Source organism: Peterkaempfera bronchialis (genome assembly GCF_003258605.2).
GTDB classification, from domain to species: Bacteria; Actinomycetota; Actinomycetes; order Streptomycetales; family Streptomycetaceae; genus Peterkaempfera; species Peterkaempfera bronchialis.
In genome coordinates this window covers 6,295,900-6,309,581 of sequence record NZ_CP031264.1, presented here as the reverse complement: position 1 = coordinate 6,309,581, position 13,682 = coordinate 6,295,900, and the positions used below count along the sequence as shown (strand labels likewise).

General features: G+C 74.3%; 10 protein-coding genes and 3 pseudogenes. 4 read left to right on the top strand and 9 right to left on the bottom strand.

Features of this window, described 5'->3' with window-relative positions:
- Nucleotides 1-308 precede the first annotated feature (308 nt).
- From C7M71_RS26950 to C7M71_RS26940, 3 genes are read right to left on the bottom strand one after another with little or no spacing between them, the layout of a single operon-like run.
- Nucleotides 309-1,610, bottom strand: coding sequence for a M20/M25/M40 family metallo-hydrolase (locus C7M71_RS26950; RefSeq protein ID WP_229758939.1), 1,302 nt, complete (start codon nt 1,608-1,610; stop codon nt 309-311).
- A complete protein-coding gene (locus C7M71_RS26945) occupies nt 1,603-2,430 on the bottom strand; it encodes a M55 family metallopeptidase (protein WP_111495078.1) in 828 nt (275 codons plus the stop codon). Before C7M71_RS26945 ends, C7M71_RS26950 begins: the two co-directional genes overlap by 8 nt.
- 34 nt (nt 2,431-2,464) lie before the next feature.
- Nucleotides 2,465-4,501: an N-acetylmuramoyl-L-alanine amidase gene (locus tag C7M71_RS26940; RefSeq protein WP_114914599.1), complete on the bottom strand. Its 2,037-nt coding sequence runs from the start codon at nt 4,499-4,501 to the stop codon at nt 2,465-2,467.
- A 331-nt stretch (nt 4,502-4,832) separates the two neighbouring features.
- Between C7M71_RS26940 and C7M71_RS26935 the strand changes: the two genes are divergently transcribed.
- The 3 genes and pseudogenes from C7M71_RS26935 to C7M71_RS26925 all read left to right on the top strand — a co-directional run.
- Nucleotides 4,833-6,308 (top strand): C39 family peptidase, encoded by a 1,476-nt coding sequence (locus C7M71_RS26935; protein WP_114914598.1) that lies wholly within the window; start codon nt 4,833-4,835, stop codon nt 6,306-6,308.
- A 202-nt stretch (nt 6,309-6,510) separates the two neighbouring features.
- The gene (locus C7M71_RS26930; protein ID WP_111489847.1) at nt 6,511-7,308 is read left to right on the top strand and encodes an alpha/beta fold hydrolase; all 798 of its coding nucleotides are present in this window, start codon (nt 6,511-6,513) and stop codon (nt 7,306-7,308) included.
- 27 nt (nt 7,309-7,335) lie between these two features.
- A pseudogene (locus C7M71_RS26925) lies at nt 7,336-7,587 on the top strand (helix-turn-helix domain-containing protein); the annotation flags it as partial.
- Between the two features lie 31 nt (nt 7,588-7,618).
- Here C7M71_RS26925 and C7M71_RS26920 read toward each other — a convergent pair.
- A pseudogene (locus C7M71_RS26920) lies at nt 7,619-7,753 on the bottom strand (IS5/IS1182 family transposase); the annotation flags it as partial.
- Here C7M71_RS26920 and C7M71_RS26915 point away from each other — a divergent pair.
- A pseudogene (locus C7M71_RS26915) lies at nt 7,732-7,887 on the top strand (GNAT family N-acetyltransferase); the annotation flags it as partial. The pseudogenes C7M71_RS26920 and C7M71_RS26915 sit on opposite strands and share 22 nt — an antisense overlap.
- Nucleotides 7,888-7,987: 100 nt before the next feature.
- On the opposite strand, the gene C7M71_RS26910 reads toward C7M71_RS26915, so the two are convergent.
- The 5 genes from C7M71_RS26910 to C7M71_RS26890 are packed head-to-tail and all read right to left on the bottom strand — an operon-like array spanning nt 7,988 to nt 13,649.
- The gene (locus C7M71_RS26910) at nt 7,988-9,292 is read right to left on the bottom strand and encodes a phenylacetate--CoA ligase family protein (protein ID WP_111489848.1); all 1,305 of its coding nucleotides are present in this window, start codon (nt 9,290-9,292) and stop codon (nt 7,988-7,990) included.
- Entirely contained in the window at nt 9,279-9,647 is a 369-nt protein-coding gene (locus C7M71_RS26905) for a carboxymuconolactone decarboxylase family protein (RefSeq protein WP_111489849.1), read from the bottom strand. Before C7M71_RS26905 ends, C7M71_RS26910 begins: the two co-directional genes overlap by 14 nt.
- Complete coding sequence (locus C7M71_RS26900) at nt 9,644-10,540, bottom strand: C-terminal binding protein (RefSeq protein ID WP_162824409.1); 897 nt, start codon at nt 10,538-10,540, stop codon at nt 9,644-9,646. The genes C7M71_RS26905 and C7M71_RS26900 overlap by 4 nt, the downstream gene beginning before the upstream one ends.
- Nucleotides 10,537-11,760, bottom strand: coding sequence for a phosphopyruvate hydratase (gene eno, locus C7M71_RS26895; RefSeq protein WP_229758937.1), 1,224 nt, complete (start codon nt 11,758-11,760; stop codon nt 10,537-10,539). The genes C7M71_RS26900 and eno overlap by 4 nt, the downstream gene beginning before the upstream one ends.
- On the bottom strand, nt 11,754-13,649 hold the full coding sequence (locus tag C7M71_RS26890; RefSeq protein WP_111489850.1) for a polysaccharide deacetylase family protein: 1,896 nt from the start codon (nt 13,647-13,649) through the stop codon (nt 11,754-11,756). Before C7M71_RS26890 ends, eno begins: the two co-directional genes overlap by 7 nt.
- Nucleotides 13,650-13,682: the final 33 nt, after the last annotated feature.

Genomic DNA, 13,682 nt, shown 5'->3' with positions numbered 1-13,682 from the left:
CCGAGTGCCACCGGGTACGCCGGGGGTCGATCGGGGCAGCCGCGAGGGAACGACCCGTCAGCGATGTGTGCCCCCAGTGGAGAGCGCACAACCGCGCCACCCCCGCACATCCCTCCCCCGGCCCCGTGCCCCGGCGACGCACCCGGGTCGGCAGGCTGGGCGTCAGCGGGCCAGGGGCGGCAGGCAGGGGGCGGCGGGCCGAAGGTATCGGCAGGGCCGAGGCGGTAGGCACACCCGGGAGCAGGGGCGGCAAGCAGGCCGGGGTCAGGCAGGCCGGGGTCAACGGGCCGGAGGCGACAGGCCTGGCGTCAGCGGGCCAGGGGCGGCAGGCAGGGGGCGGCGGGCCGAAGATATCGGCAGGGCCGAGGCGGTAGGCACACCCGGGAGCAGGGGCGGCAGGCAGGCCGGGGCGGGCGGCGGGCCGGGTCAACGGGGTGGGGGTGGGAGGGCCAGGACGGCGGCGAGGAGGGCGGCGCGGGGGCCAGGCCGCCGAGGTGGATGTGTTCGCTGCGCGCATGGGCGCCGCCGCCGGGCGGGCCGAAGCCGTCGAGGGTGGGGACCCCGGCCGCGCCGGGCCAGTTGGTGTCCCCGGCCCCGCCCGCCGGGGCGCCGCCGAGCCGCAGGCCCAGCCGGGCGCCGATCCGCCGTACATGGTCCAGCAGCGCCCGGTCCCGGCCCGGCTGCCAGGCCGGTCGGCGGGAGAGCACCCGGGTGCGGATGCGGGCGCCCTCCCGGTACGGCGGCAGCGTGGCCAGCAGCCGCAGCGCCTCCCGTTCGGCATCGGCCTCGGTGAACCGCAGACCGAGTTCGGCCTCGGCCCGGCCGGCGATCACATTGGCACGGGTGCCGCCGCTGATCCGGCCGACATTGACGGCGTTGCCGGGCCGGGCGCCGATGCGGTGGCGCAGCCGCAGCAGTTGGTCGGTGAGTTCGTCGATCGCGGAGATGCCGTGGGCGGCGTCCAGTCCGGCGTGCGCCTCGCGGCCGGTGACCTCCAGCCGGACCCGGGTGGAGCCGCGCCGGGCGGTCTTCAGGCCCCCGTCGGGGTGCGGCGGTTCCAGGCCGAGGGCGGCGCAGGCGCCGTCCAGGTGCTCGGCGACCAGCCGCCCGCCGTCGGGGCTGCCCACCTCCTCGTCGGAGAGGACCAGGGCCACCAGCGGCCGGGCGCGGGGCACGGCGAGGTCGGCGAGCAGCGCGAGGGCCGTCTCCAGCACCACCAGGCTGCCCTTCATGTCGAAGACGCCCGCGCCGGTGGCGGTGCCGTCGGGGTGTTCGCGGTAGGGGAGTTCGGCGAGGCTGCCGGCCGGCCAGACGGTGTCGTGGTGGGCGAGCAGCAGCAGATGGCCGCCGTCGGGCGGCGCGTCCGGCGGGCCGTCGAGCCGGGCCACCAGGTGGTCGCCGTGGGCGCCCGGTACCTGTTCCACCTTGGCCCCGGCCGCCTCCAGGCCGCCTGCCAGGTCCGCCGCCAGCCGGTCCAGCAGGGCGGCGTCGCCGGAGGGCGACTCCTTGGCGACGAGTTCGGCGAGCCGCCGCCGCATGGCGCCCTCCCGGGCGCGCGCGGCGGCCAGCAGCCGGGCGGGCAGGTCCTCCACTGAGTCACCGTCAGTCAAAGTCGGGCTCCCGAGCGGCCGCCGCCACCTGGGTGAGCGCCCGGAAGCAGCGCATCCCGTCGTACATCCGCTCGCTGGTGAAGGCCACGGTGCGCGGCCCGGTCGCGGTGACGGTGGGTACGGCGGTGCAGGCGTCCGCCAGCTGGGTGGCGTCGAATTCCAGCTCGAACCGCCAGGGTCCGCGCGGTACGCTCTGCGGCCGTCCGGCGGCCTCCAGCGACTCGGCTGCCGCCACCCGGATCAGTTCGGCGGTGCGCACCGGGGGCAGGCAGACCGCCGCATAGCGGGTGACGCAGGTCTTCACCGCCACGGAGCGTGCGTGCGGCGCCCAGACCGCCGCCTCCTCGCAGGTCAGGTCGTCGCCGGTGACCAGGACGACGGGGACGCCGGCTTCGGCGGCCAGCAGCGCGTTGAGCCGCCCTTCGGAGGCGGGTTCGCCGTTGATGCGGAGTTGGAGCAGACCGGTGGAGAGATAGGTGTGGGCGAGGACGCCGGGTTGGCCGCCGCCGGCGTGGTAGCCGACAAAGGCCACCGCGTCGGCGTCCAGCACGCCCTCCATCATGCCCAGTGACTTATGACGGCCTGTCAGCAGAGCTGCGCGCGGGTCCAGTTCCTCCAGCAGGAGGTTGCGCATGGTCGAGTGGGCCTCGTTGACCAGTACCTCGTCGGCGCCTGCGGCGAAGAAGCCGGTGATGGCGGCGTTGGTGTCCGAGGTCAGCATCCGGCGGAAGCGCTGCCACTGCTCGCTGCCGGGGCGGACGTCCTGGGGACAGGTGACGCCGGTGGCGCCCTCCATGTCCGCCGAGACCAGAATGCGCATGTGCTCTCCCTCTCTGCCGGACCCGCGCCAGGTGTCATCCCATCATGCGCGAAGCGGCCCTCGGAGCCGGAGACGCTCCCCGTGCCGCTCCCCGGCCGGGTGGCACACGGGAGGGCACCAGGTCGACGTCGTCGGCCTTGACGAAGGCGATCCGGTGGCCGAACTGGATCCGGTAGTAGACGGTCCGTCCCGTCACCACCCGGTGCCCGGCCGGGTCGTAGTCGGCGCACCAGGCGTACCGGGCCGGTTCCGTGCCGCCGACCGCGTACCGCTGACCGGCCGACATGCGGTACGCCAGCGGCGCCACCGCCTGCACCGGGACGCCCGGCGGGTAGGCGTCCGCCTCCGGGTAGGCACGGCCGTACACGGGGATGTCGGTGCGGCCGGCCCGTGGGGTGGCCACCACGCCCTCGGCCCGGACCGCCGTGGGGTGGTCGGCCGGGTCGCGGAACCATGCCTTCCCGCCGAGGTACCAGATGGCCGTCCAGTCGCCCTGCCGGTCGGCGACGGCGTAGCGCTGGCCGGTGGAGGCGCGGGCGCCCATGTCCTGCACATCGTCGGTGGCCGGGTCGGGGCCGCGGCCGATGTCGGTGACCAGCGGGGAGTCCTCGCTGGGCCGGATGTGCAGGGAGACGTCGGCGGAACCCTGCGGCGGGCAGGGCTCACCGGGCCCGGTGCAGCCGGTGTAGGCGGGCCGGTGGGCGTAGTGGTCGGTGAGGATGGTGACCAGGCCGCCGTACTCGTCGGCGGTGGCCCGGAACGGCCGCCCCATCAGCGCGAAGTAGTGCGCCCAGTCCCAGTACGGGCCGGGGTCGAGGTGCATCCCGGCCACGGCGGCGGCGGTGGGGCCGGGCACGTTGTCATGGCCGAGGATGTGCTGGCGGTCCAGCGGGATGCCGTACTCGTCCGCGAGGTGGCGCACCAGCCGGGCCGAGCTGCGGTACATCGCCTCGGTGTACCAGGTGCCCCCGGTGGCCAGGAAGCCCTCGTGCTCGATGCCGATGGAACGGGCGTTGATGTCCCAGTTCCCGGCGTGCCAGCCGATGTCCTTGACCGGCAGGTGCTGGGCGACCTGGCCGTCGGCGGAGCGGATGGTGTAGTGCCAGCCCAGGTAGGCCGGGTCCTGGACCAGCTTGAGGGAGGTGTCCCAGCTGCCTTCGGTGTCGTGGATGACGATGGTGTCGATCGGCTGGGTGGCGGGCCGGTCGGCGAGGTCGTGGTTGCCGTGGTGCTCGGGGTCGGGCTGGTCGGGGCGGTCGGGCTGGTCGGGTGGCAGCCGCTGGTAGGGGGCGGGCAGCCAGAGGCAGTCCAGGTCGGCGGGGCAGTCGGTGCGCGGGTCGGGGGCGTCGTCGGGGCCGGGGGCGGCGGCGCGGATGGCGGGCAGGGCGACCGGCTGGCCGTCGTCGGTGGTGCGGCGGGCTCCGGTACGCAGCAGGCCGAAGACCTCGTCGGCGAAGCGGCGTCCGGCCGCCGGGTCGTCGGCGCCGGAGTAGCGGGCGACGGCGCCGTACCAGTCAGCCGGGTCGGTGCTCGCCCCGGCGGCCTGGTGCGGGTCGCGGTGCAGGTCGGCGAGGAGGGCGGCGCCGCCGGCGATATTGGCGGCCGGGTCGGTGCGCAGCGCCCGGGGCTCCAGACCGGTGAGCCGGGCGGCCCGCTCCAGGGTGCGCAGCCGGGCGGGCAGGGCGGCGGGTTCGGCGGGAGCGACGGCTTCGGCGGGGGCGGGGGCCGTACGGGGTCGGGCGTCGTCGCCGCGCGGATCGCCCTCGCCGTCGCCGCTCTGCGGTGGCAGCCCGGCGAGGGCGGTGGGCGCGTCGGTGAGGTGCATGGGCCCGTACCCGGCGTCGGTGCTGGGGCGCCCCGCGTGGACATCCCAGCGGGACTCCAGGTAGGAGACGCCCAGCAGCACACTCTCGGGGACGCCGTACCGTTCGGCGGCGGCGCGGTAGGCGTCCTGCCGGGTGGCAGGCCGCTCCGCGTGCGCGGGTACGGGGACGGCGGGCAGCAGGGACGCGGCGGCCACGACCGCCCGCAGGGTGCGCAGCCTGCGGCGCCGCGCGGTGGCGGAGGTCATCGGCGCTCCTGGCGGTGGATCGGGGGACGGCCGGGTCGGCGCGTCCGTCACCGGCTCAGCTCACCACGCCCGTACGCCCGATGGAGAATCCCCCTGGGCCGTACGGGTGTCACCCCGCCACCCCGAGGTGCCCGCACACTGACGGTCCGTCGGCCGGAGCTGCGCTCGGGTCGGTACGCCCACCCAGCCCGAGGCACCGCACCGCGCTGACGGTCCGTCGGCCTGGAGTGTGCGCGCGGGTGGCGGACACACCGGCGTGCGCGCTGGTACGCGGGGCGCGGGGCGGGGAGAGTGATGCCCTGTCCTGCACCCGTCGACTCCTGGAGCGCCCATGGAGCAGGCCCCGCCCACCCGCCGCGCCGCCCTCGCCGGCGCGCTCGTCGCAGCCGTCGCCACCTCCGCCGCCTCCGCCGCCTCCGCCGCCCGGCCCGCGCGTGCCGCAGCACCCCGACCCGGGCGGAGGGCGGAGACTGCACCCGTGGACTACCACGCCTGGACCCGCGCATCCGACTGGCAGACCGGCACCGCCGCCGGCGTACGGGTGGAGCCCGGCCGCCTCGGCGGACCGGCCGGGATCGCCGTGGACCGGCCGCTCGGCACCGCCGCGTACACCGATCCGCACACCGGCACCACGGCCGACTGGGAGTACGCCACCTGGACCTCCCCGGGGTACCGCCCCGGCTTCGGCGCCACCGAACTGGTCGCCTCCTGGAACGCCGAGACCCCGCCCGGCACCTGGATCGAGGTCGAGCTGCAAGGCCGCTACAGCACCGGCGGCACCACCCCCTGGTATGTGATGGGGCGTTGGGCGAGCGGCGACGGCGACCTCCGCCGTACCTCCGTCGACGGGCAGGGGGACGCGCACAGCGCCGTCTCCACCGACACCGTCTCCATCAGCGACCCCGCCGCCGGGGTGCGCCTGGTCGCCCACCGCGTCCGGGTCACCCTGCGCCGTCGGCCGGGCTCGACCGCCACCCCTCGGGTGCGGCGGATCGGCGTGATGGCCTCCGCCCTGCCCGACCGCTTCACCGTCCCCGCCAGCACCCCCGGCGAGGGCCGGGGGGTCGAACTGCCCGTCCCCCGCTACTCGCAGGAGATCCACAAGGGGCAGTACCCGCAGTACGACAGCGGCGGTGAGGCATGGTGCAGCCCCGCCTCCTCGCAGATGGCCATCGAGTACTGGGGCCACCGCCCCTCCCCCGCCGCCCTGGCCTGGGTCGACCCCTCCTACGCCGACCCCACCGTCTGCCACGCCGCCCGCTCCACCTATGACAGCCAGTACGCGGGCTGCGGCAACTGGCCCTTCAACGCCGCCTATGCCGCCTCCTACGGCCTGGACGCCCTGGTCACCCGGCTGCGCTCGCTCGGCGACGCGGAGCGGCTGATCCGGGCGGGCATCCCGGTCATCACCTCCCAGTCGTTCCTCGCCGACGAACTGGACGGCGCCGGCTACGGCACCGCCGGCCACCTGATGGCCGTCATCGGCTTCACCGCCTCCGGCGACGTCATCGCCAACGACCCCGCCTCCCCCACCGACTCGGCCGTCCGCCGCATCTACCGCCGCCACCAGTTCGAGACCATCTGGCTCCGCACCCGCCGCCACGACGCCGCCGGCCAGACCCGCACCGGCTCCGGCGGCATCGCCTACCTCTACAAACCCCCCTCCACCCCCTGGCCCCCAACCTCGGCCTCAGCTGAAGCGGACCCCGATCTCGCCGAGCGGCCGCACGGCCCATCCAGCTCGCCACCGCCACGGGTGTCTCCCAGACAGTCGACTGGAGCCGGTCGCCATGGGTCCACCGGCTGATCGAAGGTGATGCGGTAGTCGCTGCCGGGGGTCCGGCTGATCGGCGATTCACCGCCCGGGGCGGCGTGCGGGCAGGCGCGGTCGTAGTGGTTCAGGAACTCGGCATCGTCGACTCCACGACGACATATGTACAAGACCGACAGTCGGCAGCCCCTGCACCATGCCCTGTATGAGTGAACACAGCGTTGAGCTCTCGCATGGGATGCATGTGGTCCACGACGGCCCTAGGCAGGCGCCGCCCCTGTTGCTCATCCACGGATCGGGGGCCTCGGGCAGCTGCTGGGGGCCGATGGTCCCGGCACTCGCCGGTCGCCATCACGTCATCCGGGTCGACCTCCCGGGCTGTGGCCAGTCCCCGCCCGCGGCGTCATATGACGTACCCGTGCAGGCGGCCCGGGTAGCGGCGCTGCTCGACGACCTCGGCCTTCGTTCCGTCGCCACGGTCGGGCACTCCAGCGGCGGCTATGTCGCCACCGCTCTTGCCGAACAGCGCCCCGACCTGGTGAGGTCGCTCGCGCTGATCAGCAGCGGCCCGAGTCTCAGCGCATTCCTTCCGCAGCCGGTCCTCCTTCGTGTCCTGTTGGCCCCGCCCCTCGGCCGGCTCCTCTGGGCGAGGCGTTCGGATGCGACGATCCGCAGGGCGATCAGCGTGACGTGCGCTCGCCCGGTGGACGTACCGGACGACGTGGTCGCCGACATACGGAGCATCACGTACTCCTCGTTCAGGGCGGTGCTGCGCCAGAACACCGCGTACATCACCGAGCGGAGCGTGCCCGAGCGTCTGGCCGCCCTCAAGGTCCCCGTACTGGTGATCTTCGGCGCCGCCGACCCCCGCTGGGAGCCCTCGTCGGCGCACCAGTACGACGCGGTGCCGAACGCGCGGGTTGAGCTGCTGCCCGGCGTTGGGCACCTACCCATGCTCGAAGAGCCTGAGACGGCCGGGAGGCTGCTGCTGGGCTTCACGGCAACGGGCGTTGACATCCCGCCCGTGATCCCCTGACGCCTGGGCTGGTCACGTGATGTCGACCGGGGCACCAATCTGGTGCGGTTCGACCATGCGGCCCACCTTCTCGCGGCGGGTCGCGCCGCCGCCGGCGTTGCCGGCGAGAGCGGCTACGTCGACCAGTCCCACCTCCACCGTGAGGTCAAGGCGTTCACCGGGCTTACGCCCACGGCCGTGGCCGTCGCGCCGTGGCTCGCGATTGACGACGTTGCGTGGCCGGCTTCATCGTCGATCCCGCGGCCTGCGGTGGTCGCGGGCGTGGAACCAACCTCATGAGACGGCACGCCCAAAGGATGTCCCGTATGGGTCATCGGCCGGTGCGCGCGAGGTTGTGGAGTCGGGCGATGCCGAGCGTGGCGTGGTGGACGCCGTCGCCCTTCAACCGGCGGTCGCGGAGGATCTCCCGGTTCTTCATGCGCGAAGTTCGAACGTGCGGTGCCCGAGGTGCCCGGGCGGCGCCCTGGCCTTTTGGTGATCGACCTCGAAGGAGCGGTGATCGGCATCATCACGCTCGACCGGCGCGACATGGAGCGTCCGGGTCACGTCCGTCCGGATGCCCGGGAGGCCGAACTCGGTGGTCGGCTTCGATGTGGCGATGGCCAGCGGGGACAGACGGCCTGAGGGTCGGGGGGCCCGCCACCGGGCCGGGTGGCGGGCCCCACCGTGGGCGACCCGGTCAGGCCGGGGCTGCCACCTCCAGCAGCTGGGTCTTGTGGGAGGTGCGGGAGAGGCTGCCGGCGGCGACCACGGTGACCTGCGGGCGGATGCTGAGCCGCTGGTGCATGGCGGCGGCGAAGCGGGAGGCCAGTTCGCCGTGCCGGGCCTGCGGGGTGTCCGGACCGGCCTCGACGGTGACGCGGAGCGGCGGGACGACCCGGGGCGGCGGCTGGTCCAGGACGATGCGCAGTTCGCCGCTGAGGTCCGGGACGAATGAGGCGGCGATGTCCTTGACGGCGCTCGGGTAGACCTTGACGCCCTTGACGATCAGCAGGTCGTCCACCCGCCCGATCACCCGGATGCGTTCGCCGGGCCGTCCGCAGGCGCAGGTCTCGGTGAAGACCTGGTACATGTCCCCGACCGAGTAGCGGAACGGCGGCGCCGCCTCCCAGCGCAGCGCCGTCTTCACGCGCTCGCCGACGGCGCCGTCGGCGAGCCGCACGCGGGCCTTGGTGGCGGGGTCGACCAGTTGCGTGGTGACGCAGTGGTCGGCCGCGAGCACATGCATGCCCTGGTAGTCGTCGGCGTCGCAGGAGACGTTGATGACGCCGTGCACGCCGCCGAGGATGTCGTGGACGGCGGCCCCGCCCCAGCCCTCGGAGAGCTTGCTCCGCACCGAGGGCAGGCCGGCGCCGGGCTCGCCCGCGCAGAGCAGGATCTCGATGCCGAGGTCCGCCGCCGAGCGGCCGAGGACCTCGGGCGCCCGCTCGATCAGGTGCTCCGCATAGCTGGGCGTACAGGCCAGGACGCGCGGCCGCATGATGGCGATCAGGCGCAGCAGCTTGACCGTGCCGGATTCGGCGCCGACCGCGGCCGTGCGCATACCGGCCGCCTCCAGGGCACGGACGAGCGGCACGCCGGCCAGGTACATCGACAGGCCGAAGCCGACCACCGCGCCGTCGCCGGGGCGCATGCCGATGAAGCGGAAGGCGCGTTCCCAGGTCTCGTTGGTGAGGGCCGCGTCGGCCTTGGTGGAGGCGTACAGGATCGGGGTGCCGGTGGTTCCGGAGGTCGAGCTGACCGAGACGACGTCACCTACGTCAGCGCAGAGGAAGTCCCCGAAGGGGTGGCCGTCCTCGGCGAGGGAGCGGTCCTGGAGTTCCCGGTGGACCGGTGGTGTGAGGAAGATCGGCAGCTCGTCGAGGTCGGCGAGGGTGCGGACCCGTTCGGGGTCGATGCCGAGTTCGGCGAATCGGCGGCGGTAGAAGGGGCTGCGCAGGTTGTAGGCGATCTGACGGCGCAGCAGCTCGTCACGGTCGGTCATCCGACTTCCCTTCGGTGCGGACGGCGGCGAGGGCGGCGGCGACCGGGGGTACGGCGTTGACCAGCCGGGGGATGCCGACGATCACGGCGAGTGCCTCCAAGACGCCCCACACCTCGCTCTCCGGCAGGCCCAGCTCGCGGGCCCGGGTGACATGGACGTGGAACGACTCCGGCGGCGCACCGATGGCGAGCAGCGCGGCGAGGGTGACCAGTTCGACCCGCTCGGGGGTGAGCCCGGAGAGCGACTGGAGGCCCACCCGGGCGTCCCGCAGCAGCGGCAGCAGCTGCGGATGGTGCGCGAAGAGCGGGGTCAGCGCGTCCGGGACGCGTACCGGGGCCTGCTCGGGGCCGGTCACTGCGGTCTCCCGGCGGCCGCGAAGTGGTCCACGACGCTCTGGGCCGCCCGGCGTCGAAGCTCCACCAGCGCCTCCTCGGAGTAGAACGCGATGTGCGGGGTGAGGATGACGTCGTCCCGTCCGCGCAGCACGCTGTCGGCGGCGAGGGGTTCGGCGTCGAAGACGTCCATGGCCGCGCCGGAGAGCTGCCCGGAGTCAAGGGCGGCGAGGACCGCGTCAAGGTCGAGGACGGGCCCGCGCCCGGTGTTGACGAGGACGGCGCCGGGGCGCAGCGTCGCCAGGGTCGCGGCGTCGATGCTGCCTCGGGTCTGCTCGGTCAGCGGCAGGTGGAGGGAGACGATGTCGGCGTTCCGGACGTCGTCGGTGACGTCCAGGCCCAGGGCGACCCAGCGGCGGCCGACCTCGCGGCCGATGCGGCCTCGGCCGAGCACCGCCACCCGTGCGCCGGCCAGCCGCCGCAGCGGCAGTGTCCGGGGGCGGGTGCCCCACTCCCCCGCGCGCAGCTGGGCGTCGTACTGCGGGAGTCTGCGCCAGAGTGCCAGCGCCAGCGCGAGGGAGTGGGTGGCGACCTCGTCCACGCAGTAGTCGGGGACCCGGGTGACCGCGATGCCGAGGTCCGCGCAGACGGCCGTGTCGATGTTGTCCAGGCCGGTGCCCAGGCGGGCCACCACCCGCAGCCGTGGCGAGGTGCGGATCACCTGCTCGGTCACGGCGGCGAAGCAGACCAGGATGGCGTCGGCGTCGGCCGCGCCCGCGACCAGCGTCTGCTCATCGGCGGCGGGGGCGAGTGCGACATCGAAGCCGGCCGGTTCGAGCACCGACCGCTCCACCGAGAGGTCCGGCCAGACCACATCGGTGACCAGCACCCGGCGGCGGGCGGGAGCGGGGGTCACCGCTGCCACCCCCGGTAGGGGACGCCGTCCAGCGCCTCGATCTGGAGCAGCCGGTTGTACTTGGCCAGGCGCTCGGAGCGCATGATGGAGCCGATCTTGATCTGTCCGGCGTTCCAGCCGACGGCCAGGTCGGCGATCACATCGTCCTCGGTGTCCCCGGAGCGGGCCGAGACGACGGTGGCGTAGCCGTGCCGGCGCGCGGCCGCCATGGTCTGCGCGGCCCGGCCGAGCGTGCCGACCTGGTTGGGCTTGACCAGTACGGTGTTGGCGACGCCGAGGCCGACGGCCTTCTCCAGGCGCTGTGCGGAGGTGGCGAAGAGGTCGTCGCCGACCAGTTGCAGATGGCCGAACCGGCGGGTGGCGTCCGCCCAGCCGTCCCAGTCGTCGTCGCCCAGCGGGTCCTCGATCGAGACGATGGGGTAGCGCGCGCACCAGCCTTCGAGGGTGCCCAGGAACTCCTCGGGGTGCTCGATCTGGGTCGCGGCCACGTCGATGGCCACCCCGACCGGTTCGCCGACGTCCTCGATGGCCCGGGCGAGCAGTTCCAGCGGCTCCGCGTCGTCGCCGGCGAGCACGGCCAGCCCGCCTTCGTCCGCGACCAGGCGGGACATCAGCGTGCCATGGCGCTCCTCGGTCAGCCGGGCCGCCTGCCGGCGTACCCGCCACACCACCTCCATCGCCTCGGCGAAGGTCTTGGCCGCCAGTGGGACGGCCAGGAAGTCCTGGATGCGTACGCCGCCCTCGGCGTGCCGCCCGCCGGAGAAGACATTGACCATGGGGCAGGGCAGCGAGTACTCGCCGCCCCGGCTCAGGTAGTGCCACAGCGGCAGGCCGGATGCGGCGGCGGCGGCCCGGGCGGCGGCCAGCGAGACGGCCAGGGTGACATTGGAGGGGCCGTCCAGGCGGGCGTCCACCTCGCCGACCGGCAGCCCCACCAGGTCGGCGGCGACGGTCTTCTCGATCCGCTCCACCGCGTCGCGCACGCCGAGTCCGGCGTACCGGGTGCCGCCGTCGCGCAGGTCGGACACCTCGAACCGGCCGATCGACGCGCCGGTCGGGACCAGGGCGCGGCCCTCGAAGCCGCCCTCCAGGGAGAGCACGCACCCCACGGTCGGGTGTGCCCGGGAGTCCAGTGCCTCCCAGGCGCGCACGCCCATCACCGCATAGTGGTCGGCACCCTTGGGATCCGGCCATTCCTTGTTCACCACGGCGTTCACCACGGCAGCTCCTCACTCTCGGTCAGCAATGCACGGCCTTGCCGCGCGACCCGCTCGCGGGAGCGCGCATCGAGGTACTCCAGCTGGGACCGCCCGTACACCCGCGCCAGCAGCAGTGCGCCCAGCAGCCGGGCCAGCCAGGCGTCGTCGGTCTCCGGGCAGCTGCGGCGCACCGTGGCGGCTGCCGCCCTCAGCTGCTCGCTCAGCTCAGGGAGGTGACTGGCCTTGGCCAGCAGATGGCTCAGCAGGAACGCCTGGTCGAAGGTGGGGTCGCCGACGTGGACGACCTCCCAGTCCAGGACCGTGACGGTGACCGCACCGGCCGCTCCCACCCGGTCCGGCTCAGCCGCTTCGGCCGTCTCGGCTGCCTCGGCCGCCTCGGCGCCGGTCCGCCCGACGAGGATGTTCTTCGGCGACAGGTCGCCGTGCACCAGATGGGTGCGGACGGCGGAGAGCCGGTCCACGATCTCGGTCATCGCCGGGCGCAGCCGGGGCTCGGCCTGCGCCGTGGCCAGGAAGTACGGCATCAGCCGCAGCCGGTGGAAGCGCTCATGCCCGTCCAGACCGCGCACGGGCATGGCGCGCACGGCCGGCAGCACCTCCGCGACCCGGCGCACGACCTCGGGGTCGACTCGGCCCTGGAGCAGTTCCTGTTTCCACGGGCGGCCGTGCACATACGGCTGTACGAGGACGTGGTGGCGCTCGTCCACATGGAGCGGCGCCGGTGCCAGCGGGCCGGCCATCCGCAGGGCGGCGGCCTCCGCCAGGATTCTGCCGGTGCCCGCCTGCCAGTCGAACGGCACATCGAGCTTGCGCTTGGGGCGCTTGACGACCAGATCGCCGACCCGCACCACATCGGCCGAGACGCCGCCGCAGAGCGCTGCGCGCTCCGGTCCCGCCGGGGTCAGACCGCGTGCGTGCAGATAGGGCACCCATGCCTCGGCGTCGGCGCCGACGGGCGGCGGCGGGGCGGGCAGGTCACGCGAGGCCACCCACGGGGGGCCGGCCGGCGGCTGCCATGGCTCCGGCTCGGCGGCACCGACTGCGGCCCGCGCCCGGGCGGCGGCGGTGGCCACGGTGACGAACTCCACGTCGGGGGCGGCGGACAGGGTCTCCACGACCCGGCGCAGCGCCTCGAACCGGTCGTCCTCCAGCCCGCTGGCTCCGGGGTGGGCGACAAGCACCAGCAGCCGGTCGGGCCGCTCGCGGGCCTGGTCCAGCAGGCCCAGCCAGCGCTCCACCAGCGTGTCGGGGGTGGCGGGCGACTCCTCGTTGAGCACGTACTGCCAGTAGTCGACGGCGGGCCAGCCGAACGGCACATTGACCACCCCGCCCGGGTGCACGGTCGGAGCGTGGGCCGCGCCCACTCCTGCGGGCAGGATCGAGCTGTCCTCGGTGATCCCCACCTCGGCGAACAGCTCCAGGTCGCCGGGGGCCAGCAGGCCGCCGGGGGCGCGGAACCCGGGCCGGGCGCAGCCCGCGAGGCGCAGCGCGGCGGTGCCGTCGTGCAGGATGCGGCGCCGCTCCTCGCGGGGCAGCCGGGCCCAGCGCTCATGCACCCAGCCGTGCAGTCCGAGGTCATGGCCGCGCGTCAGCAGTGCGTCGAGCGCGTCGGGGTGGTGCAGCGCGCTCCAGCCCTCGATGTAGAAGGTGGCCGGTACCCCTCGGAGGTCCAGCAGTTCGAGGATCCGGGGGAAGGCGACCGCCAGGTCCTGGCGGTCGGGGTCGGGGTGGCTGCGCCGACCCTGGCCGACCTCTTGGCCGCCGCCCATGTGGTCGAAAGTGAGACACACGGACACCGGGCGGGAGTCGATTGTGTTCACGTCACCCCCTTCGGGTACCAGGCAGGGCCCGCGTACGGCCCGAAACCAGCCAGTTGCATGAGCATGCATGAAATCACAGTGCAGATGCCACCGCAAGCATGG

Bases quoted from the DNA above. Each gene is read 5' to 3' on its own strand.
- C7M71_RS26945 (WP_111495078.1), bottom strand. From the start codon at position 2,430: ATGCGCATTCTGGTCTCGGCGGACATGGAGGGCGCCACCGGCGTCACC.
- C7M71_RS26940 (WP_114914599.1), bottom strand. From the start codon at position 4,501: ATGACCTCCGCCACCGCGCGGCGCCGCAGGCTGCGCACCCTGCGGGCG.
- C7M71_RS26935 (WP_114914598.1), top strand. From the start codon at position 4,833: ATGGAGCAGGCCCCGCCCACCCGCCGCGCCGCCCTCGCCGGCGCGCTC.
- C7M71_RS26930 (WP_111489847.1), top strand. From the start codon at position 6,511: ATGCATGTGGTCCACGACGGCCCTAGGCAGGCGCCGCCCCTGTTGCTC.
- C7M71_RS26910 (WP_111489848.1), bottom strand. From the start codon at position 9,292: ATGACCGACCGTGACGAGCTGCTGCGCCGTCAGATCGCCTACAACCTG.
- C7M71_RS26890 (WP_111489850.1), bottom strand. From the start codon at position 13,649: ATGCATGCTCATGCAACTGGCTGGTTTCGGGCCGTACGCGGGCCCTGC.